Annotated in this window: 22 protein-coding genes; 12 read left to right on the forward strand and 10 right to left on the reverse strand. The window is 61.1% G+C overall.

Annotated elements, in window-relative coordinates:
- Positions 1-6 precede the first annotated feature (6 nt).
- The 9 genes from AGR1_RS05240 to AGR1_RS05280 all read left to right on the forward strand — a co-directional run bounded on the left by AGR1_RS05240 (position 7) and on the right by AGR1_RS05280 (position 8,496).
- Positions 7-852, forward strand: coding sequence for a ScpA family protein (locus tag AGR1_RS05240; protein ID WP_080790594.1), 846 nt, complete (start codon positions 7-9; stop codon positions 850-852).
- Entirely contained in the window at positions 845-1,579 is a 735-nt protein-coding gene (scpB, locus tag AGR1_RS05245) for an SMC-Scp complex subunit ScpB (RefSeq protein WP_149146362.1), read from the forward strand. Before AGR1_RS05240 ends, scpB begins: the two co-directional genes overlap by 8 nt.
- Positions 1,580-1,707: 128 nt before the next feature.
- A complete protein-coding gene (locus tag AGR1_RS05250) occupies positions 1,708-1,914 on the forward strand; it encodes a twin-arginine translocase TatA/TatE family subunit (RefSeq protein ID WP_003509722.1) in 207 nt (68 codons plus the stop codon).
- Between the two features lie 158 nt (positions 1,915-2,072).
- A complete protein-coding gene (gene tatB, locus AGR1_RS05255; RefSeq protein ID WP_080790600.1) occupies positions 2,073-2,810 on the forward strand; it encodes a Sec-independent protein translocase protein TatB in 738 nt (245 codons plus the stop codon).
- On the forward strand, positions 2,807-3,610 hold the full coding sequence (gene tatC, locus AGR1_RS05260) for a twin-arginine translocase subunit TatC (RefSeq protein ID WP_080790602.1): 804 nt from the start codon (positions 2,807-2,809) through the stop codon (positions 3,608-3,610). The genes tatB and tatC overlap by 4 nt, the downstream gene beginning before the upstream one ends.
- 102 nt (positions 3,611-3,712) lie before the next feature.
- Positions 3,713-4,996, forward strand: a complete 1,284-nt coding sequence (gene serS / locus AGR1_RS05265; RefSeq protein ID WP_080790604.1) for a serine--tRNA ligase — start codon at positions 3,713-3,715, stop codon at positions 4,994-4,996.
- Between the two features lie 174 nt (positions 4,997-5,170).
- Positions 5,171-5,941, forward strand: a complete 771-nt coding sequence (gene surE, locus AGR1_RS05270; protein WP_003509717.1) for a 5'/3'-nucleotidase SurE — start codon at positions 5,171-5,173, stop codon at positions 5,939-5,941.
- Complete coding sequence (locus AGR1_RS05275; protein WP_162854284.1) at positions 5,938-6,591, forward strand: protein-L-isoaspartate(D-aspartate) O-methyltransferase; 654 nt, start codon at positions 5,938-5,940, stop codon at positions 6,589-6,591. Before surE ends, AGR1_RS05275 begins: the two co-directional genes overlap by 4 nt.
- Before the next feature lie 345 nt (positions 6,592-6,936).
- Positions 6,937-8,496, forward strand: coding sequence for a peptidoglycan DD-metalloendopeptidase family protein (locus AGR1_RS05280; protein WP_187772046.1), 1,560 nt, complete (start codon positions 6,937-6,939; stop codon positions 8,494-8,496).
- A 95-nt stretch (positions 8,497-8,591) separates the two neighbouring features.
- Here the strand turns inward: AGR1_RS05280 and mobB are convergent, their stop codons facing one another.
- From mobB to moaA, 5 genes are all read right to left on the reverse strand, one after another.
- The gene (gene mobB, locus AGR1_RS05285) at positions 8,592-9,107 is read right to left on the reverse strand and encodes a molybdopterin-guanine dinucleotide biosynthesis protein B (RefSeq protein WP_080790607.1); all 516 of its coding nucleotides are present in this window, start codon (positions 9,105-9,107) and stop codon (positions 8,592-8,594) included.
- Positions 9,107-9,730: a molybdenum cofactor guanylyltransferase MobA gene (gene mobA / locus AGR1_RS05290; protein ID WP_149146364.1), complete on the reverse strand. Its 624-nt coding sequence runs from the start codon at positions 9,728-9,730 to the stop codon at positions 9,107-9,109. Before mobA ends, mobB begins: the two co-directional genes overlap by 1 nt.
- Entirely contained in the window at positions 9,727-10,926 is a 1,200-nt protein-coding gene (locus AGR1_RS05295) for a multidrug effflux MFS transporter (RefSeq protein WP_149146365.1), read from the reverse strand. Before AGR1_RS05295 ends, mobA begins: the two co-directional genes overlap by 4 nt.
- A 1-nt stretch (position 10,927) precedes the next feature.
- Positions 10,928-11,896, reverse strand: a complete 969-nt coding sequence (locus AGR1_RS05300; protein ID WP_149146366.1) for a DMT family transporter — start codon at positions 11,894-11,896, stop codon at positions 10,928-10,930.
- Positions 11,897-12,066: 170 nt separating this feature from the next.
- Positions 12,067-13,116 (reverse strand): GTP 3',8-cyclase MoaA, encoded by a 1,050-nt coding sequence (gene moaA, locus AGR1_RS05305; RefSeq protein WP_149146367.1) that lies wholly within the window; start codon positions 13,114-13,116, stop codon positions 12,067-12,069.
- 132 nt (positions 13,117-13,248) lie between these two features.
- Between moaA and AGR1_RS05310 the strand changes: the two genes are divergently transcribed.
- The 3 genes from AGR1_RS05310 (at position 13,249) to AGR1_RS05320 (ending at position 16,306) form a co-directional block, all read left to right on the forward strand.
- A complete protein-coding gene (locus tag AGR1_RS05310; protein ID WP_149146368.1) occupies positions 13,249-13,617 on the forward strand; it encodes a DUF971 domain-containing protein in 369 nt (122 codons plus the stop codon).
- Positions 13,618-13,835: 218 nt separating this feature from the next.
- Entirely contained in the window at positions 13,836-15,647 is a 1,812-nt protein-coding gene (locus AGR1_RS05315) for a monovalent cation:proton antiporter-2 (CPA2) family protein (RefSeq protein ID WP_080790617.1), read from the forward strand.
- A gap of 50 nt (positions 15,648-15,697) precedes the next feature.
- Positions 15,698-16,306 carry a pyridoxamine 5'-phosphate oxidase family protein gene (locus AGR1_RS05320; protein ID WP_149146369.1) on the forward strand — a complete coding sequence of 203 codons (609 nt, stop codon included), beginning with the start codon at positions 15,698-15,700 and terminating at the stop codon, positions 16,304-16,306.
- Between the two features lie 209 nt (positions 16,307-16,515).
- Here AGR1_RS05320 and AGR1_RS05325 read toward each other — a convergent pair whose 3' ends face one another.
- The 5 genes from AGR1_RS05325 to trpD all read right to left on the reverse strand — a co-directional run bounded on the left by AGR1_RS05325 (position 16,516) and on the right by trpD (position 21,663).
- Positions 16,516-17,586 (reverse strand): GGDEF domain-containing protein, encoded by a 1,071-nt coding sequence (locus tag AGR1_RS05325; RefSeq protein WP_080790622.1) that lies wholly within the window; start codon positions 17,584-17,586, stop codon positions 16,516-16,518.
- A gap of 505 nt (positions 17,587-18,091) precedes the next feature.
- Positions 18,092-19,309: a gephyrin-like molybdotransferase Glp gene (gene glp, locus AGR1_RS05330; protein WP_149146370.1), complete on the reverse strand. Its 1,218-nt coding sequence runs from the start codon at positions 19,307-19,309 to the stop codon at positions 18,092-18,094.
- Positions 19,310-19,801: a cyclic pyranopterin monophosphate synthase MoaC gene (moaC, locus tag AGR1_RS05335; protein WP_080790626.1), complete on the reverse strand. Its 492-nt coding sequence runs from the start codon at positions 19,799-19,801 to the stop codon at positions 19,310-19,312.
- Between the two features lie 7 nt (positions 19,802-19,808).
- Positions 19,809-20,624 (reverse strand): indole-3-glycerol phosphate synthase TrpC, encoded by an 816-nt coding sequence (trpC, locus tag AGR1_RS05340; protein ID WP_149146371.1) that lies wholly within the window; start codon positions 20,622-20,624, stop codon positions 19,809-19,811.
- A 10-nt stretch (positions 20,625-20,634) separates the two neighbouring features.
- Positions 20,635-21,663, reverse strand: a complete 1,029-nt coding sequence (trpD, locus tag AGR1_RS05345) for an anthranilate phosphoribosyltransferase (protein WP_080790629.1) — start codon at positions 21,661-21,663, stop codon at positions 20,635-20,637.
- Positions 21,664-21,667 lie beyond the last annotated feature (4 nt).

The following is a 21,667-nucleotide window of genomic DNA, read 5'->3' on the forward strand; positions in this document are numbered from 1 at the left end:
GGAACAATGGCCGCAGACAAGTCTCGCAATTCGACACCGATGGACAAGCTCTGGCAGGATGTGACGCCGGAGCGGCTGACGGGTGAGGCCGGGCTGGTCATCGATGTCGCGGGTTTCGAAGGCCCGCTCGATCTGCTGTTGCATCTTGCCCGCACGCAGAAGGTCGATCTGTCGCGCATTTCGGTGCTGGCGCTTGCAGAGCAATATCTGCAATTCGTGGAAAGCGCGCGGCGCGTTCGCATCGAGCTTGCGGCCGATTATCTCGTCATGGCGGCATGGCTCGCCTTCCTCAAGTCCAAGCTCCTCATTCCGCAACAATCCAAGGATGACGGTCCCTCGGGCGAAGAAATGGCCGCCACGCTGGCCTTCCGGCTGAAACGTCTGGAGGCGATGCGCGAGGCGGCCGAACGTCTCGTCAACCGCGCCCAGCTCGGCCGCGATGTGTTCGCCCGCGGCGCGCCGGAGCATATTCCGCATATCAACCGCTCGGCCTATGAGGCCAATCTTTACGATCTGCTCAGCGCCTATGCCAATCTGCGGCAGCGGCAGGCGATTACCCAGGTCACGATTGAAAAACGGCAGGTCTGGTCGCTTGTCGAGGCGCGTGAGCTTTTGACCAACCTCCTCGGCGATGTCGGGGAATGGACCGTGCTAGACCAATATCTGCTGCAATATGTACCCGATCCCGCCATGCGGGTGACAGCGATCGCCAGCGCCTTTGCCGCTTCGCTGGAACTGGTGCGCGAGGGATCGCTGCAAATCCGGCAGGAGGGCGCTTTCCAGCCCATCTATATGCGCCGCGGCACGAGGGATGAGCCCGCGGCCAGTGCCGGGAGGAGCGACAATGACTGATGATGAAGAGACCGGCGAGGCGATGATTGTGACAGATGGGGTGGGATTCGAACCCACGGTATTTTCCGAACGGCAACTGAAGGAGGCCGAGCGGATCACCGAGGCTTTGGTCTTCGCCTCGTCCGAGCCGGTCTCCGTGGCTTTTATCGCCGAGCGCCTGCCGCGCGGCATGGATGTCGTCGCCATTCTGCAGCGTCTCAAGGTGCTTTATGCGGAGCGGGGCGTCAATCTCGTGCAGGTGGGCGGGCAATGGGCCTTCCGCACCGCCGGCGATCTTTCCTTCGTCATCCGCGCTGAGGAAAAGGAGCCGAAGAAGCTGTCGCGCGCGGCGCTGGAAGTTCTGGCGATTATCGCATATCATCAGCCGGTGACACGCGCCGAAATCGAGGAAATCCGCGGCGTGCAGACCTCGCGCGGCACGCTAGATGTGCTGATGGAGGCGGGCTGGGTCAGGTTCCGTGGCCGCAGGCGCACCCCCGGCCGGCCGGTGACGATCGGCACCACGGTGGAGTTTCTCGATCATTTCGGTCTTGAGGAGTTGCGCGATCTGCCGGGGCTCGAGGAGTTGAAGGGGGCAGGGCTGCTTTCGGGCCGCATTCCTTCCAATTTCGGCGTACCTTTGCCGATCATGAGTGACGAACTGCGCGAGGATGAGGATCCGATCACGCAGCTGGATCTCGAGGAACTGGGCCTGCTGGCCCCCAGCGGCGGCGATGGCGACGACTGATATCGACATCCTGCCGGCGCGGCCACGAAAACTTTATGCGCACTCGCTGTCGAAGGGGTGATTTGTCGTTTGAAAAAGCCTTTCAAACGTCTTACATCGTCTGAAAGCGAAATTCAGGAGTTTCAGTTATGGGTTCTTTTAGTGTGTGGCATTGGCTCATCGTGCTGGTGATTGTTCTCGTCCTCTTCGGACGCGGCAAGATTCCGGAATTGATGGGCGATGTCGCAAAGGGCATCAAGAGCTTCAAGAAGGGCATGGCTGACGAAGACCAGACGCCGCCGCCGGCCGATGCCAACACGAAGACCGTCGACCACAAGGCTGACGAGATCAAGTAAGCGGCCTTTCGCCGCTTGGTGTGAGACTGGCGCTAGAGCGCCTTGCGTCTTTTTTTGACGCACCAAGGACGCTCTACCACTTGTATGTTGTGCATCGTTCCCGTCGAAAATCGATTCCGATTGTTGGGCCGGTGCGCTAGGGTCTCGGGAGCATATTGATGTTAGATATCGGCTGGAGCGAGCTTCTGGTGATTGCGGTCGTGTTGATCGTGATCGTCGGTCCTAAAGACTTGCCGCCCATGATCCGCGCTTTCGGCAAAACGATGGCTAGCCTTCGCAAGATGGCGGGGGATTTCCGCAGCCAGTTCGATGAGGCCCTCAAAGAGGCCGACATGGATGATGTGCGCCAAACCATCTCCGATGTCCGCAACCTCAACCCGACCAATTCGCTGCGCGATGCGATGAACCCACTTCGCCAGCTGGGCAACGAGATCAAGTCCGATCTCCAGAAGGCGACGGCTGCGCCGGATGGTCTTTCGTCCACGCCTGCGCCGGCGACAGGCGAGCCGGTCGCGCCGCTGGTCAGCGTGCCTGAGCCTGAAATGAAGCTGCCGGATGCGCCGCCTGCTGTTGCCGCACCCGCTGCGCCGGTTGCCGCAGCCGTTGCTGCGCAGGAGAAGCCCAAGCGCGCGCGGGCGAAATCCATTGCGACTGTTGAGGCCGAAGCGGTTGCCGCCAAGCCGAAACGTGCAGCCCGGAGCAAGGTTGCCGCAGCGCCCGAAACCGCCGCCACCGTGAAAACCAGTGAGCCCGCCGCTTCGAAGCCCGCCGTGAATACAGTGGCCAAAAAGGCGGCTGCCAGCAAGTCCTCCGCAGACAAGGCGGCCGTGGCCGAGGCCAAGCCGGCTAAAACGGCAAAAACCAAGGCTGCAAAGCCCAAAAAGGATGAAGCATGAGCGGGGATATCGAGGACAAGCCGCAGCCGCTGATCGAGCACCTCATGGAACTGCGCACGCGGCTGATCTGGTCGCTCGGCGCGTTCTTCGTCGCTTTCATCGCCTGTTTCGCCGTTGCCAAACATCTGTTCAACCTGCTGGTCGTTCCCTATAAATGGGCGGTGATCTGGGCCGGGCTCGATGTTGCGAAGTCGTCGCTGATCTATACCGCGCCGCAGGAATTCTTCTTCACGCAGATCAAAGTCGCCATGTTTGGCGCCATTGTGATTTCCTTCCCGGTGATCGCCTCGCAGCTATATAAATTCGTGGCGCCGGGGCTCTACAAGAACGAGCGGGCGGCTTTCCTGCCGTTCCTCATCGCTTCGCCAATCCTTTTCCTCATCGGTGCGGCGCTTGTCTATTTCTTCTTCACGCCCATGGTCATGTGGTTCTTCCTCGCCATGCAGCAATTGCCCGAAGACGGCGAGGTGGCGATTTCGCTGATGCCGAAGGTGTCGGAGTATCTCAGCCTCATCATGACGCTGGTTCTCTCCTTCGGTCTGGTGTTCCAGCTGCCCGTCGTCACCACGCTTCTGGCCCGCGTCGGGCTTTTGACCAGCGACTGGCTTAGGGAAAAGCGCAAATTCGCGATTGTCCTCGCCTTTGTGGTCGCAGCCGTGCTGACGCCGCCGGACCCCATGTCCCAGATCGGTCTTGCGCTGCCGGCGATCATTCTCTACGAGATTTCCATCTACATGGCTCGACTCGTGGAGAGGAAACGTGCGGCAGAATCCGCAAGCACGGAGCTGGAGGAGACCTGATATTCTCGAAGGTCTCACCGCTCACGACATTTCCTCGCGCCGGGCTCATGCCCGGCGTTTTGCTGTAAAACACCGATGATGCAACAACGGTCTGGAACGACGATGCACGACATTAAATGGATACGCGAAAACCCCGAAGCTTTCGATGCGGCGCTTGCACGCCGTGGCGCAGAGCCCGCCGCCAGCGGCTTGATCGCGCTGGACGAGAAGCGCCGTTCCGTCATCCAGTCCCTGCAGGACATGCAATCGCGCCGCAACGCCGCCTCCAAGGAAATCGGCGCTGCCATGGCGCAGAAGAACATGGAGCTGGCGGAAAAGCTGAAAGCCGAAGTCGCCGATCTCAAGGACAACATGCCGCGCGCCGAGGAGGAGGACCGTCTGGTCACCGCCGAGTTGAACGATGCGCTTTCGCGCCTGCCCAACATGCCCTTCGACGATGTGCCCGATGGCAAGGATGAGCATGACAATGTGGTCGCCCGCGTCGTCGGTCAGAAGCCCGGTTGGAACCATGAGGCAAAGGAGCATTTCGAGATTGGCGAAGCGCTCGGCTATATGGATTTCGAGCGTGCCGCCAAGCTTTCGGGCGCACGTTTTACCGTGCTAACCAGCCAGCTGGCGCGTCTGGAACGGGCGCTCGGCCAGTTCATGATCGACCTTCACACCTCGGAACATGGCTATACGGAAGTCTCCTCGCCGCTGATGGTGCGCGACGAGGCGATGTTTGGCACCGGGCAATTGCCGAAATTCTCCGAGGACCTGTTCAAGACCACGGATGGCCGCTGGCTGATTCCGACGGCCGAGGTGACGCTGACCAACCTCGTGTCCGGCGAAATTCTCGATCAGGAGAAGCTGCCGCTACGCTTTACCGCGCTGACGCCATCCTTCCGTTCGGAAGCGGGTTCGGCCGGCCGCGACACGCGCGGCATGCTGCGCCAGCATCAGTTCTGGAAATGCGAACTCGTCTCCATTACCGATGCGGAAAGTGCGGTCGCCGAACATGAGCGCATGACGGCCTGCGCCGAAGAGGTGTTGAAGCGCCTCGGCCTACATTTCCGCACCATGACGCTTTGCACCGGCGACATGGGCTTCAGCGCCCGCAAGACCTACGATCTGGAAGTGTGGCTGCCGGGCCAGAACACCTACCGCGAAATTTCGTCCTGCTCGGTCTGTGGCGATTTCCAGGCGCGACGCATGAATGCGCGTTATCGCGGCAAGGAAGACAAGGCGACGAAGTTCGTGCACACGCTGAACGGCTCCGGCACGGCCGTCGGCCGCTGCCTGATTGCGGTGCTCGAAAATTATCTGAACGAGGACGGTTCCGTCACAATTCCGGACGTGCTGCTGCCCTATATGGGCGGTCTGAAGCGCATCGAGAAGGCGGCTTGAGAACTACACTACCGTCATGCCGGACTTGATCCGGCATCCAGCCAGCCCAAGTCCTTGGGCTGAAAAGAGTCCTTCCCGCCGCGCAGACGCGCGTCGGCTGGATGCCGGATCAGGTCCGGCATGACGGAGGTGAGGATGCTTCGCCCCCTGTGACATGAAAGCGGAGAGAGAAACATGCGGATTTTGCTGACCAATGACGACGGTATCCATGCCGAGGGTCTGGCGGTGCTGGAGCGTATCGCCCGCACGCTGTCCGACGATGTCTGGATCGTTGCGCCGGAGACAGACCAGAGCGGTCTCGCGCACTCGCTGACCTTGTCCGAACCGCTGCGGTTGCGAAAAGTTTCCGACAAGCATTTCGCGCTGCGTGGCACGCCGACCGACTGCGTCATCATGGGTATTCGCGAAGTCCTGCCGGAAAAGCCCGATCTCGTCCTCTCCGGCGTCAATGCCGGCGCCAACATGGCCGATGACGTGACCTATTCCGGCACCATTGCCGGCGCCATCGAAGGCACGTTGCAGGGCGTGCGCTCCTTTGCGCTCAGCCAGGCCTTCAGCCATGCCGAAGGCCGTGTCGTGCCGTGGGAAGTGGCGGAGACCTATGCGCCCGATCTCATCCGCAAGCTCATCGATGTCGATCTGCCTGACGGCACCTTCCTCAATCTCAATTTCCCCAATTGTGCGCCCAAGGATGTGCAGGGCGTGTCCGTCACCGGGCAGGGCAAGCTCGATTTCGGCCTGACGGTGGAGGAACGGCAGGATGGTCGCGGTCTTCCTTACTACTGGCTGCGCTTCGGCGAGCGTCTCGGCACCTTCCGCGAAGGCACCGATATCCACGCTTTGAAGCACGGCAAGATTTCCGTCACGCCGCTCAAGCTTGACCTGACGGACTACACGGTGAAGGATCGGGTTGCGCAAGCACTTGGATTCGGAGTCGCCGATTGAAATCCGCTATGGTCGAAAAGGAAGGTTTTGCCGCTCTCGTTCTCCGCTTAAGGGGTGAGGGGATTTCCGATCTCGACCTTCTGACGGCGGTCGAGCAGACGCCGCGCTCGAAATTCGTGCCGCCGCAATTTGCGGCCGATGCCTATTCCAGCCGCACGATCCCGATCGACTGCGGCGCCTTCATGGAAGGCGCCGACATGGCGGTGAAAATCCTTGCCCGGTTGCAACTGAAACCTGGCCAGCGTGTGCTGGAAATCGGCACGGGCAGCGGTTTCATGACGGCGATCATCGCTCGCCGGGTGGAACGCGTCTTTTCGCTCGAGCGTTACAGGACGCTGGTGCAGAGAGCGCAGAACTGTCTCGATGATCTCTCCATCCGCAATGTCGTCATCCGTCAGGCGGATGGCAGCAACGGCCTGGTGGGCGAGGGTACCTTCGACCGAATCGTCTCCACGGCGGCCTTTACGACCATGCCCCGCTTCTTTGCCGAACAGATCGTTTCAGGCGGCATGATGATCGCCCCGATCATTCTCGAAGACGAGCGTTGCGTGATGACGCGTTTCTCCAAGACCGGCAGCCGCTTCGAGAAGGAAGAACTGTTCGAAGCGCCTTACCTGCCGCTCAGCACGCATATTGCGCGTCATTTGTGACGAAGTGAAAATTTTGGAGACATTCCATCTTTGTCTCCTAATGTTCTGAATTTCCGCAACCAACTGATTTTTAATATCATTATTGTTCCAACATGACGCATTCTGTTTTCGTCATGGTTATCGAAGTGTCAAAAAAGCGCCAAGCGGCTTAACGTTTTAACGGCGTGGTAACACTAACGCGCTTTAATCATAAACATCGACGCATGGTTTTCCCCACTTCGGGAAATGGGCCTTGCAAGAAGTGAAATTTGTGCCGGATCGGTCTCGATGCGGCGGGTTGGCGTCAGTGTAGATCGAGTCATGCGTATGAGACATTCGTCTAAAATCGGAAAATCAGTCGCAAAAATGTTCGCAGCGGCATTGCTGGCAAGCGTCGCAACGGGCTGTAGCTCGGATGCAACGCGGTTCAGCGGCCTCTTTTCCAGTGGACCGGATCAGATGACCACGGCGTCAATTCCTGCCCGTCAGGGCGGCGGTGCTTACGGGCAGGCCCCGGTGCCGCAGGGCGACATGAATGGCGGTTACGCCTCCGCCGCGCCGCAGGGCGGTTATGCCAACCAGAACATGGCGGGCAATTCCTATCCGCAATCGGGTGGTTATGGCGGCGTTCAGCCTTCCATGGCCCGCTCGGCTTCGGCCTCTCCGGTGCAGCGTTCCGAGTTGGCTGCGCCGACAGCTGTGGCAAGCCGCGACCCGTCGACCCGCAGCGAAGCCATGGCCCAGCCTTTCCCGTCCGCCCAGCCCAAGGCCGCACCGTCTCTTGCAACGCCCGCCCGGCAGGCTGCCGCTCCCGCGGCCGACAATCTGACCACCGCAACGGTCCGCTCCGACAAGAACGGCTGGCACACGGATGGCGCCGCCTCCGTGACCCTGCGTCCCGGCGAAAACATCGCGACGCTCTCCAACCGTTACGGCGTTCCGGAAAAGGAACTGCTGCGCGTCAACGGCCTGAAGACCGCATCCTCGGCGCAGGCCGGCCAGTCGATCATCATTCCGAAGTTTGGTCAGGTCCGCAATGCCGCCAGGGATGCCGCCGGCAATATTGCGCTCAACCGCAATGGTGACCAGCCGACGCCGCTGCGTAGCCCCGAGGGGAACGTGGCCGTGCTGCCGTCGCAGGCCGCCGCCCGTGACAAGGTTTCTTCCGAAGCCGGCAAGCTGACGCCGCCCGGCGGCAAGCCGCTGCCGCCCACCGGCGGCTACAAGGTGCAGCCGGGCGACAGCCTGTCCAAGATCGCCCGCGCAAACGGCGTGTCGGTCGCTGCCCTCAAGGCGGCAAACGGTCTCAGCAACGAAAACATTCGCGTCGGCCAGACGCTCAACATGCCGGGCGCTTCGACGGACGCCATCAAGACGGCTTCCGTTCCTGCCAAAGAAGCGGCCAAGCCGGTTGAAACCGCGTCCGCCAAGCCTGAGCCCTACAAGGCCCCGGCTGCGGCTCCGACTGCGCCTGCCGCACCGGCCACCGCCAGTGTCAGCGACATCGAGAAAAAGGCCGACATGGCTTCCGTCGCACCGGAATCCACGGGCATCGGTAAATATCGCTGGCCGGTTCGCGGCGCGGTCATCAACAATTTCGGCGACAATGTCGAAGGCAGCCGCAACGATGGCATCAACATCTCCGTTCCGGAAGGCACGCCGATCAAGGCCGCCGAAAACGGTGTGGTCATCTATGCGGGCAACGGCCTGAAGCAGCTCGGCAACACGGTTCTCGTGCGCCATGACGACGGCAAGGTCACCGTTTACGGCAACGCCGCCAATCTTGACGTGCAGCGCGGCCAGAAGGTCCAGCGCGGCCAGACCATCGCCACATCGGGCATGACCGGCAGCGCCAAGCGTCCGCAGGTTCACTTCGAAGTTCGCAAGGATGCGACGCCGGTGAACCCTTCCACTTTCCTTGAATAGGTATTGCGTCTCAAGGAATGATGAAGCCGGGTGATGAGCCCGGCTTTTTCATTTTTTGGCTTGATGACGGAGGAGAGGAGGCGGCGGAAACGTCGCTACTGCCTCACCAGTCCCACCGTCTTCTCGATGAAATCGGCAATGGCGCCGGTATCATCGAGATCGAAAACGGGCAACGTCGTGTCCGCCACGTCATGATCGGCAGCAATGGCGATTATATGCGGATCGAGCGGCGCGAGCGGTTCGGTCTTGGCCGCTTCCAGTCGGCGCGCCTCGATCTTCGGCACCGGCTCGTATTTATAACCCTCGATCAGCACGAGATCGCAGGGGGCGAGGCGGGAGAGGATGTCCTCGAAGGAGGGTTCCGGTTCGCCGCGCAATTCATGCATGATGGCGAAGCGGGTGCCGGAGACGATGGTGACTTCGTGCGCGCCCGCCTGCCGGTGACGCCAGCTGTCGGCTCCGACCTTGTCGATATCGAAATCATGATGGGCGTGCTTGATGGTGGAGACGCGGTAGCCGCGCGCCGTCAGCTCGGTGACGATACGGACCGCAAGGCCGGTCTTTCCCGAGTTCTTCCAGCCGGCGATGCCGAAGACCTTTTGTTCCGTCATTACTCCAGGTTCTCCAGATAGCTGCGCGCCAGCGCCAGTTCATCCGGCGTGTTGATGTTGAAGAACGGATCGAGGCTGCCCTTTGCCGTTTCCAGCGGCGGGAAGGCCACGCCGATGGTGACGTGCCGGGCGAGATAGGCGCGGATGCGCCGGTTTTCATCGTTCTTCAGCCACGCCTCGAGATCGTCGGCCAGCGCCAGCGGCCACAGCGCAAAAACCGGGTGAAGCTGGCCGCTGGAGGCGGCGATGACGACCGCATCGTCTGACAGGTGTTCGCAAAGCCGCGCCACGAGATCGTCGGGGAAAAACGGGCTGTCGGCGGGCGCCGTCAAGAAGTGGCTGGGCGCATCCTTGCGGCGCTGGAAATGGCGCATGCCGGCCAGAATGCCGGCAAGCGGCCCGGCATGGCCGCTCAGCGTATCGGGAAGCAGCGGCAGGCCGAAACTCTCCGCCCAGCCATTGGCGGCATTGATGGTGACGTCTGAGACCTGCCGTGCGATGCGGTTGATGACATGGGAGATGAGGGGCGTATCGCCCAATTGCATCATCGCCTTGTTGCTGCCCATGCGCCGCGAAAGCCCGCCGGCGAGCACAAGACCTGGTATTTCGAAAGGGGCCGTCATTCCCGCTGTTCCTGCAGCCTTACGATATAGGTGGTGAGGAGGGCGACAAGGCCGGTCGCCAGCATCACCAGAAGAAGCGGCCAGGTTCCGTCCTCCCTGGACAGGACCGAGGAGGCGAGCAACGAGAGCGCTGCGCCGCCGCCGATGGTCATCGCGCCGCCGAGGCCGGAGGCGGAACCGGCCAGATGCGGCTGGACGCTGACCATGCCGGCATTGGCGCTCGGCAGCGTCACGCCGTTACCGACGCCGATCAAGGCAAGCGGCACGAAAAACGCATAGGCGCTTTCCGCCCCGGCGGAGATCAGCAGCATGGTCGTGGCGATGCCCGCAATGGCGATGACATTGCCCGACAGCATCATGCGGGTAATGCCGATTTCGCGGGCATAACGGCCGGAGATGAAGTTGCCGAGCATGTAACCGCTGGCCATGAAGAAGAATTGCAGGCCGAGCATGGCCGGCGCGAGTCCGTAAAGCACGCTGCCGACAAAGGGTGCGCCGCCTAGGAAGGAGAAGAACATGCCTGACGAGAAGGTAGAGGTCAGCGCATAACCCCAGAAGAGCGGCGAGCGCAGAAGTTCCGGCCAGGCGTGAAACTGCTGCGAAAAGCTCGCCGACTTATTTTGGTTGGTTTCACCGAGATCGAACCAGGCTAGCACCAGAATGCTGACGCCGAGCAGGGAGAGGAGGGCGAAGCTCGACTGCCAGCCGGAAATGTCGTTGAGCAGCCCGCCAACCGTCGGCCCCACCATCGGCACCACGGACATGCCCATGGTCACGTATCCGATCATCGAGGCCGCCTGTTCCATCGGCACCATGTCGCGCACGATGGCGCGCGCCAGCACAAAGCCGGAAACGACGGCCGCCTGCGCAACGCGCCCGATCATGAAGACGGTGATGTTGGGCGCGAGCATGCAGACGAGCGTTGCGACGATCATGATGGCGATGCTGGCCAGCATGACCGGGCGGCGCCCGAAAAGGTCGGAAAGCGGGCCGATGATGAGCTGCAGGCAGGCGGTGGCGGCAAGATAACCCGAAACGGCAAATTGCATCACCGCGTAGTCGGTCTCGAAATAAACCGCCATGGTGGCAAGCGAGGGCAAGAACACATTCATGCACAACGCCGCGACGCCGGCAATGACGACCAGCGTGATGATGTGGGGCGGGGTGGTCCTGTCCAGAAAACGGCCGCTGTTCATGTCATTCTCCCGCCTCGTCCGTTACGGCAGCTTTCGTAACGGAAGCCGGCCGTACCGTGGTCGCGGCGGTGGGTGTGGCGGCTGCGCGCTTGGCCATCTGCGAGCGCTTGCGCAGGCTTTCGCGGTAGAAGGTGTAGAGGCCTGAACCGATGACGATCATGGCGCCGATGATGGTGTAATTGTCGATCTTTTCATTGAAGAAGAACACGCCGATCATGAAACCCCAGAGCAGGCTGGTGTAGCGGAACGGCGCGACGAAGGAGATTTCGCCCGATCTCATGGCGAGAATGATCGCCTGGTAGCCTACAAGTACCAGGATGGCGGAACCGGCGAGATGCGAAAGGATCATGAAATTCATCGGCTGCCAGCCGCCGAAGGGCGCGATCAGCAGGCCGCCCACCGCCATGTTGACGAAGGCGGTAATGACCGTGATGGCGAGCGAGGGCACATCGGCATACATTTTCCGCGTCAGCAGATCGCGCGCGGCGGTGACGGTGAGCGATGCGACGACCAGAAGCGCCCCCGGCGTGAAGCCTTCCGGGCCGGGCCTGATGATGACGAGCACGCCGATAAAGCCGACGATGATCGCCATCCAGCGTCGCCAGCCCACCGGTTCGCGTAGAAACAGCGCCGCACCCAGCGTCACCACCAGGGGCAGGGACTGCAATATGGCCGAGGCATTGGAAAATTCGATGAGGCCGAGCGCCGTCAGATAGAGCACGGCCGCAGTCACCTCGCAGAGACAGCGCAGGATGATGATGGGGCGCATGAGGGTTTTCAGCGGCCGGAGCGCACCGAAATGGCGGGCGGCAATGTAGATCAGCACCACCGTTATGATGCCGCGGACGAACATGATCTGGCCGGTGTTGATATAGGGGGTGACGGACTTCGTCAGGGCGTCATTGGCCGTGAAGCTTGCCATGGCGAGCGCCATGAAAAGGGCGCCGCGCGTATTGTCCGTCAATGCCATTCCAAAATATCCCAGACCATGCGCGGTTTTCCGGCCGCCCTTTCGGGGCGATTTGGGCCGCCTTTCGGGCGTGACCACGCATTCCTCCATGCAAAGAGACGTGGCACGCCACAGCCGGCATTTCAACCGTTTATATGGGTGGGTGGACGAGAAACAGTTTCAGCCTTCGCTCAGCCGCCGGTCACGCTCATATGGCGGGAGACGGCAGGCCGGTTGTGGGTGCGGTCGATGATGAAATCATGCCCTTTCGGCTTGCGCAGAAGGGCTTCATCGATAGCGCTGGAAAGATAGGCGTCGCTGTCGGAGGCGCGCAGCGCGGTGCGCAGGTCAGCGGCGTCATCCTGGCCCAGGCACATATAAAGCGTGCCGGTGCATGTGAGGCGGACGCGATTGCAGCTTTCGCAGAAATTATGCGTCATCGGCGTGATGAAGCCCATCCGGCCTCCGGTTTCCTTCACCGTCACGTAACGGGCGGGACCGCCGGTCTGGTAATCGCTGTCGATGAGCGTGAAGCTCTTTTCCAGATCGGCGCGCAACTGCGAAAGCGGCAGGTAGCGGTCTGTCCGGTCTTCCTCTATCTCGCCCATCGGCATGGTTTCGATGACCGTCAGGTCCATGCCGCGACCATGGGCAAAACGCATGAGATCGGGAATCTCGGCGTCGTTGAAGTCCTTCAGCGCCACCGCGTTCAGCTTGACCTTGATGCCCGCGGCCTGGGCGGCGTCGAGCCCTTCCATGACGCGGTCGAGATCGCCCCAGCGGGTGATATGGCGGAACTTATCGCGGTCGAGCGTATCGAGCGACACGTTGATGCGGCGCACCCCGCAATCGGCAAGCTCGTCGGCGAATTTGGCGAGCTGTGAGCCGTTTGTCGTCAGCGTCAGCTCTTCCAGCATACCGGTTTCAATGTGGCGGCCAAGGTTTTTCACCAGCGACATGATGTTCTTGCGCACCAGCGGTTCACCGCCGGTCAGCCTCAGCTTGCGCACGCCGCGCGTTATGAAGACGGAACAGAGCCGGTCGAGTTCTTCAAGCGTCAGAAGGTCCTTCTTGGGCAGGAAGGTCATGTGCTCGGACATGCAATAGGTACAGCGGAAATCGCAGCGGTCGGTGACCGAGACACGCAGATAGGTGATGGAGCGGCCGAAGGGGTCCACCATCGGTGTGCTGTTTTCCGTCAGGGTTTTCGCTTTTTCAAGCGAACCGGAGAAACCGTTCACGTCTCCATCCTCACTGCGCCTCGCGCCTGGCACACGCGCCGAATGTGTGCTCTATCAGGTGATGTAGTGGCTTGCCTATCGTGAGGCAAGTTCGTAATTCTGACGCATATGACGAGCTTGCGGAAGTGAAAAATGAGTGATGCCTGGCCGACCGAGCTGCTTGTGTCGAAAGACCGGCGCGAACTGACCGTCTCTTTTGATGACGGCAGCGTTTATCGTCTCCGAGCCGAGATGCTGCGCGTCCTTTCTCCCTCGGCCGAAGTGCAGGGCCACGGGCCGGGACAAAAGGTCACGGTGCCCGGAAAACGCGATGTCGCCATCCGCTCCATGGTCGCCACCGGCAATTATGCGGTGCGCATCATCTTTGACGATGGCCACGATAGCGGCATCTACACCTGGAAATATCTGAAGGAACTGGGTGAGACCGGCGATGCGCTGTTTGCGGATTATGAGCGGGAGCTTACTGAAAAGGGCTTGAGCAGAGAGCCGCGATACCGGTAGACGGACGCAAGGCCTGCGGACCCACCCTCATTCCTGTGACAAGCGCAGGAATGAGGGGAGGAGGACAGCTGCATCCGAGGCCCGCATGCCTGAGGGACAAATAACCCGTTGAATCTGTGCATCGTCCTTCAGTAAAATCGTTTTCGCTTTTCACACCGATGCGCTAGGAAGTGAGGGAGGGAACACCCTCGTCTTATCGATTTTCAGCGGGGTGGCGTGTGGCTGTAGAAGCGAACGGAAATGATCTGGCCCAGGTGGTCGTGCTTCTGGCGGCAGGCGTTGTCGCTGCGCCGATCTTCAAGCGCATCGGTCTCGGCTCGGTGCTCGGTTATCTGGCCGCCGGCCTCGTGATCGGGCCTTATGGTCTCGGTTTCTTTTCCGATTCGCAGGCCATTCTGCATATAGCGGAACTCGGCGTGGTGATGTTCCTGTTCATCATCGGCCTTGAGATGCAACCGTCGCGGCTGTGGTCGATGCGGCAGGATATTTTCGGGCTGGGTGCGCTTCAGGTGCTGGTCTGCATGGCGGGCCTGACATTGATCGGGGTCGGTCTCGGTTTTCCCGTCATCATGTCGTTCGTCGCCGGCACCGGTTTCGTGCTGACCTCGACGGCCATCGTCATGCAGATGCTGCAGGAGCGCAACAGCATGTCGAGCCTGAAAGGGCAGCGCATCATCGCCATCCTGCTGTTTGAGGATCTGGCCATCGTGCCGCTGCTGGCGCTTGTCGCCTTCCTCGGTTCGGGCGGCGAACATGTGACGGCGTCGGAGCGCTGGGTTTCCGTCGGCATCGCGCTTGCCGCCGTCGGTGCGCTCATCCTTGCCGGGCGTTATCTTCTCAATCCGTTCTTTCGGCTGCTCGCGGCTTCCGGCGCGCGGGAAGTGATGACGGCCGCCGCGCTGCTGGTGGTGCTGGGTTCGGCGCTTCTGATGCAGGTGAGCGGCCTTTCCATGGCCATGGGGGCCTTTCTGGCCGGCGTGCTGCTGTCGGAATCCTCCTTCCGCCATCAGCTGGAAGCGGATATTGAGCCGTTTCGCGGCATTCTGCTCGGCCTGTTTTTCCTCGGTGTCGGCATGGCGATCGATCTTGCCGTCATCGCCTCCAGCTGGCAGCTCGTGGTCATCAGCGTTGTGGGCTATATGCTGCTCAAGGCCTTCCTGATCTATGGCGTGGCGCGGGCGCTCGGCACCACCCGGCGCGAAAGCCTGGAACGGGCGGTGCTGATGGCGCAGGGTGGCGAATTCGCCTTCGTGCTCTATTCGGCCGCCGTCAGCGCCGGCATTCTCGACCGGGAGGCGAACGCCATCCTCACGGCGACCATCATCATCTCCATGGTGCTGACGCCGCTGATGGTTATCCTGCATGACCGGCTGGTGCCGGCGGCGGTTCCCAATACCGACGATCTCGACGTGCCTGAAAATGTCGAGGGCAGCATTCTGCTGATCGGCTTCGGGCGTTTCGGCCAGATCGTCAGCCAGCCGCTTCTGGCGCGCGGTTATACGCTGTCACTGATCGACAAGGACGCCGACTTCGTGCGCGATGCGGCGGAATTCGGCTTCAAGGTCTATTATGGCGACGGTTCGCGGGCGGAAATCCTGCATGCCGCCGGTGCCAGCACGGCACGCGCGGTACTTATTTGCGTCGATGACAAGGAAGCTGCTGTGCGGATCGCAGAGATCGTCAAACACGAATTTCCGCTGGTTCCGGTTCTCGCCCGTGCTTACGACCGCGGCCATGCCATTGATCTGCTCAAGGCGGGCGTCGACTACCAGATTCGTGAGACGCTGGAATCGGCGCTGAATTTCAGCGAGGAAGTGCTGGGTGCCATGGGCGAGGAGCGTGAAGACGCAGCCCGTCTGGTGGAGGAATTCCGCGACCGCGACGAGGAACGTTTCGCCATGGAAGTCGTCGGCGGCATCTATGCCGGCCGTTCGCTGATCCGCGGCAACGCCCAGCCGGCCGACCTCGTTGCCGCCCGCACCGCGCGCGAGCGGGCCGAGCGGGAAAAGGCGGAAGCGGCGGAAGAGTAGGGGATTGCGCCCGTTGGCGGCGCAGCATGATTTCGAGGGATTGAACTGACATGACTATCATTCGCACGGTTGAGGAACTGAAGGCCATCTATGACGGCACGAGCGAAGCCTCGGTCGCCAAGGTGACGGCGACACTGACGGCGGAATACCGGCAGATGATCGAGGCATCGCCCTTCCTCGCGCTGGCGACGGTGGGGCCTGAAGGCATGGACTGTTCACCGCGCGGCGACAAGGGTGGCGTGGTGCGGGTGGCCGATGACAGGACCGTGCTGTTGCCGGACTGGCGTGGCAACAACCGCATCGATTCGCTTCTGAACATCGTGCGCGACCCACGGGTGGCGCTGATGTTCCTGATCCCCGGTTCCAACACGACCATGCGCATCAATGGCCACGCGGTGGTTTCCGTCGATACGGGGTTGTTGCAGAGCTTCGAGATGGATGGCAAACATCCGCGCACCGTCATCGTGGTGACGATAAACGAGGTCTATTTCCAGTGTGCACGGGCGCTGATGCGCTCCGAACTGTGGAACCCCGCCAGTTTCGTCGATGTGGCATCGCTGCCGACGCCCGGCACCATGCTCAAGGCGGCGAAGGCGGAGTTCGATCAGGAGACTTATGATCGGGAATGGGCGGCGCGGGCGGCAAAGACCATGTGGTGAGGCATCAATTGCCGCAGCAACAGGTTGGCATTTAAAGGGCATGCACTTGCGTCACCCCGCCCTCATTCCTGTGCTTGTCACAGGAATTTAATCGACGCGTGTCTGCGCGGCGGGAAGAGTCTTCTCAGCCCAAGGACTTGGTCTGGCTGGATTCCTGTGACGAGCACAGGAATGAGGGCGTCAACGGAACGGCTGCTGCCCTCTAATTTTCACGTCCGATAAATCAGCCAGTTCTTGCCCGCATAGTTCTTCTGCATGCCGTCCTCGTAATAGACGGAGCGGTTTCGGCCGGTTTCCTTGGCATGATAGAGCGCGGTGTCTGCATGGCCGTAAAGCTCGCTCGGGTTGCTGGCCTGCGCGGCGGAAGCGAAGCCGAGGGAGATTGTGACCGTGCCGTAGTCAGCGCCCGATCTCGAATTGCGGAAGGGCGTGCTTTCCAGCGACAGGCGGATGCGCTCGCACATCACCATCACCTCTTCCGGCGTATTGCCATCCAGAATGATGGCGAATTCTTCACCGCCGCTTCTGGCCACGAAACCATCCTTGCGGACATTGGCGCGGATGACGGAGGCGACGGTGGCGAGGATCTTGTCGCCGACCGGGTGGCCGAAAGTGTCGTTGATGCGCTTGAAGTGATCGATATCGAGCAGGACGAGCGTGGTATATTGCAGGCCGATGGAGCTGTCATAGATGGATGCCAGCCGGTCGTCGAAGGCGCGTCGGTTGGAAAGGCGCGTCAGCGAATCCGTATTGGCGATGCGCTTGTACTCATCCAGCTCCAGACGCACCTGGTGCATTTCCTCGGCATGGCGGTTGACATCGTTGAAGGTCTTTTCGCCGTCGATGATTTTCGAGCCAGTGGCCTCGGCCAGCAGCGAAATCGCATTCCTTAAAATATTGCTGCTGGCGGCGTTCTTGTCATCGATGCGCTGACGCGTTTCACCGAGAATCCGGTTGTAGTTTTCGATGGAGGATTGTTCGCGCCTCAGCGTTCCCAGAAGGCCCTCCAGTTCGCGCCTGAGCTTCTCATGCGCGTCGTCGAGCGACCGGGCGGGATTGCCTTCTCCATAGCGGGAGGACAGCTCGTCCAGATCCTCCTGCGTCACCCGGTGTCCAAGCGCGGCCAGCTCCTTCGTCAGGGCAGGGTTCGAACCGATATAGGCTTCGTAAAAGAGACTATAGTTACGCGGGATCGGCGAAACACCCATGCTCCGCATGGCATAGGCAATCTGCCCGGCAATGTCGGGCCCCGTGGTTTTGGGCGTGGATGCCGTGTTCATCAAGAAACTCCAGTGAGTCTGCTTATCGACTATGATTATTATTATGAAGTTCGTTTTGGAAAGCTTAATTTATGGGAAACTAATTTTTGTGCCATGAAACTTCATTTCTGCCAATTTGTATTTTATTTAATTGATAAATATAAGTAATTTTCATTTTTGAGAATTCCGGAACTTTTTCCCTCTATTATTCGTCTTGGTGACAGCATCGCATTTATTCTGTCAATCCCAATAACGGGATTCGTGTGGTTTATTTTGGTACAACAAGATGGAGAAATAATCCCGGCGCGGAAAGGCATGGTGGTTTTTTAATTCCGCGCGATCCTGCCTATAGGCGGCTTTTTTTGTCATTCGTGTCGGGATACAGGAATGTTACAGTCTTATCTTGGGTTCCTGCGCCATGCGGGACGCGGCAGCGCTGTTTTGGGACGGCGCGGCAATCATTCGGCAAGATTCAGAAAAAGGCCAGTTATGCGGCCGGTCGTAATCCGTGCGTATCGCCCGAGCGTCAGGATTTCAGCCGGATGACCGGGCATTCTGTCCCGGCCGCCGCTGCTGGCGCATTTGGCGGGCGCACGAGCAGCCCGTCGGAATGGGCCAATATCTTCATCATCGATGAATCCTGCTTTGCATGGACTTGCGCCACCAGCAGGCCGTTTTCGTCCGTGCTGAAACGGGCGCGCAGATAATCCTGCCGGTGATCATTCGCTTTCAGTGGTGTGGCGGTGCGGGCGGTCGCCGCTCGTTGCAGGGGCGCGCGGCGGGCGATGGTGCGGATCAGCGGTTCCAGGAACAGCAGGCCGCAGACAAGGCTGGCAACCGGGTTTCCGGGCAGGCCCAGAACCTGCATGGAGCCGATGGCGCCGACCATCAGCGGTTTTCCCGGACGCATGGCGATGCGCCAGAAATCAAGCTGCATGCCTTCCGCCTTCAAGGCTGCCTGCACGAGGTCATGGTCGCCGACGGAAGCGCCGCCGAGCGTCACCAGCACATCGACCTTCGCCGCGACGGCCTTGCCGATGGCGGCGCGGATCAGCCTGTCATCATCGGCGACGATGCCGAGATCGATAACCTCGGCCCCGGCCTGCCGGGCAAGGGCTGCGACGCCGAAGGTGTTGGAGGCGATGATCTGCGCGGGCTGCGGTGCGCTTCCCGGCGGCAGCAACTCATCGCCGGTGGCGAGGATGGCGATACGGGGCCTGCGATAGACGGTGAGCGTGGCATGGTTCATCGCGGCCGCCAGCGTCAGGTCGGTGAAGCCGAGTTCCCGACCGGCCTTCAGGGCCGCTTCGCCTTCGGTAAAATCCTGTCCGCGCGGGCGGATATGTCGCCCAGCGGTGACGTCGAAGGCGGTGCGGATTTTTCCGCCCTCCAGCACTTCGGCGTCTTCCTGAATGAGAATGGTATCCGCACCCTGCGGCACGGGCGCGCCGGTGAAGATGCGCACGGCCTGGCCTTCACTCACCGCGCCGGTAAAGGCATGGCCGGCGGCGGCCTGCCCGATGACGGTCAACACCGAGCCGATATCGGCCGCATCGGCGCTGCGCAGCGCGTAGCCGTCCATGGCCGAGGCGTCGAAGGGCGGTTGAGTAAGGCGCGCCGCCAGATCGGTCGAAAGAACCCGGCCATCACATTCGGCAAGCGGCAGGGTCTCGCTTTCCGCTACAGGAACCGCCGCTTCCAGAAGGCGCCTTATGGCTTCATCCACGGGCAGCAGCGGTTTCATTCAATTCTCCTGTCGCCGGAAATCGCCGGATTTACCGCCGCTCTTTTCGAGCAGACGGATATTGACGATCTCCATCGCCTTGTCGGCGGCTTTCGCCATGTCATAGATCGTCAGGCAGGCGATGGAGACGGCGGTCAGCGCTTCCATCTCCACGCCGGTCTTGCCGGACAGTTTCACCAGCGCTTCGACCCGCAGGCCGGGCAGGGTGGCGTCTTCGGCAATGTCCACCGCCACCTTGGTCAGCATCAGCGGATGGCAGAGCGGGATGAGGTTTGCCGTCTGTTTGGCGGCCATGATGCCGGCGAGGCGTGCGGTGCCGATGACATCGCCCTTCTTGGCGTTGCCCTCGCGGATGAGCGCCAGCGTTTCCGGCTTCATCTTCACGAAACCTTCGGCCACTGCGACACGGACGGTTTCGGCCTTGTCTCCGACATCGACCATATGCGCTTCGCCGCCGGCATCGATATGGGTCAGCTTTCCAGCCTCGCTCATTGGCGTCTTATTCCGCTGCCATAATGCCGGATTGGCCGGTCAGAAGGGCTTTGGTCGCCGCTGTCACATCGTCCTTGCGCATCAGGCTTTCGCCGACGAGGAAGGTGCTGATGCCGCTTTTTTCGAGACGCTTACAATCCTCGAAGGTGAAGATGCCGCTTTCGCCGACCAGCAGCTTTTCCGCCGGCACGAGGCCCGCCAGTTTTTCGCTGGTTTCAAGGCTGACTTCGAAGGTGCGCAGGTTGCGGTTGTTAATGCCGAGAAGCGGCGAAGCGAGCTTCAGCGCGCGTTCCGTTTCTTCCTCATCATGCACTTCGATCAGCACATCCATGCCGAGCGCGAAAGCCTCGTCTTCAAGACGTTTCGCCTCGTCGTCGGAAAGTGAGGCCATGATCAGGAGAATGCAGTCTGCACCCCAGGCACGGGCTTCGTGCACCTGATAGGTGTCGAACATGAAATCCTTGCGCAGCGCGGGAAGGGCGCAGGCATTGCGGGCGGCGGTCAGGAATTCCGGTGCGCCCTGAAAGCTTGGCTTATCCGTTAAAACCGAAAGACAGGCGGCGCCACCGGCTTCATAGGCGGCGGCCAGCGCCGGCGGATCGAAATCCGGACGAATGAGGCCTTTCGAGGGGCTGGCCTTCTTGATTTCGGCGATCAGGCCGAACTTGCCTTCTGCCTGCTTTGCCTTCAGCGCCCTGTAGAAACCGCGCGGCGCGCTCTGGCCGGCGGCCATCGCCTTCAGGTCGGCCAGCGAAACCTTCGCCTTGGCGGCGGCGATTTCCTCGAGCTTGTAAGCCTCGATCTTTTTCAGAATGTCGCTCATGATCTCGCTCTCATTCCTGACCTAAGGTGGCCTCGTTGGACACGGCGACCAGACGGTCGAGCGCTGCTGCGGCCTTGCCGCTGTCCAGCGCCTCGCTGACGATCGCCATCGCGTCGGTAAGCGTTTCCGCCTTGCCGGCAATGACCAGCGCTGCAGCCGCATTGCACAGCGACACGTCACGATAGGCGTTGCGCTTGCCGGAAAGAACCTCGCGCAGCGCCGCCGCATTGGCAATGCCGTCGCCGCCCTTCAGGTCTTCCATGGAAGCGGGCTCGACACCGAAATCCTTCGGCGTCAGGTCGAAAGTGCGGATCTTGCCGTCTTCCAGCGCCGCCACATGGGTAACGCCCGTCGTCGTCACCTCGTCCATGCCGTCGCCATGCACGACCCAGATGCTTTCCGAACCCAGATCGCGCAGTACTTCGGCAAGCGGCACCAGCCAGCGCGGCGAAAAGACGCCAAGCAGCTGACGTTTTGCGCCGGCCGGGTTGGAGAGAGGGCCGAGCAGGTTGAAGATGGTGCGCGTGCCGAGTTCGACGCGGCTCGGGCCGACATGGCGCATGGCCGAGTGGTGAAGCTGCGCGAACATGAAACCGAGGCCAGCCTCCGCGATGCAGCGGGCGATGAGATCGGGACCGATATCGAGCTTCACGCCAAGTGCCGAGAGCGCATCCGCCGTCCCTGATTTGGAGCTCAGCGCCCGGTTGCCGTGCTTGGCAACCGGCAGGCCCGTACCGGCGACGATGATGGAAGCCAGCGTCGAGATATTATAGGTGCCGATGCCGTCCCCACCCGTGCCGACGATATCAATGGCGTTGGCGGGGGCCGAAACCGGCAACATGCGGGAACGCATGGAGGAGACGGCACCGACGATTTCGTCCACCGTTTCCCCGCGCACGCGCAGCGCCATCAGGAAACCGCCGATCTGTGACGGTGTTGCTTCGCCCGACATCAGAATGTCGAAAGCCGTGCGCGCATCCTCGCGGTTCAGGCTTTCTCCGTTCGCGACCTTGGCGATCAGCGGCTTCAGTTCGGCCATTTCT

The organism is Agrobacterium sp. B1(2019) (assembly GCF_008274755.1).
Taxonomy (GTDB): Bacteria; Pseudomonadota; Alphaproteobacteria; order Rhizobiales; family Rhizobiaceae; genus Agrobacterium; species Agrobacterium salinitolerans.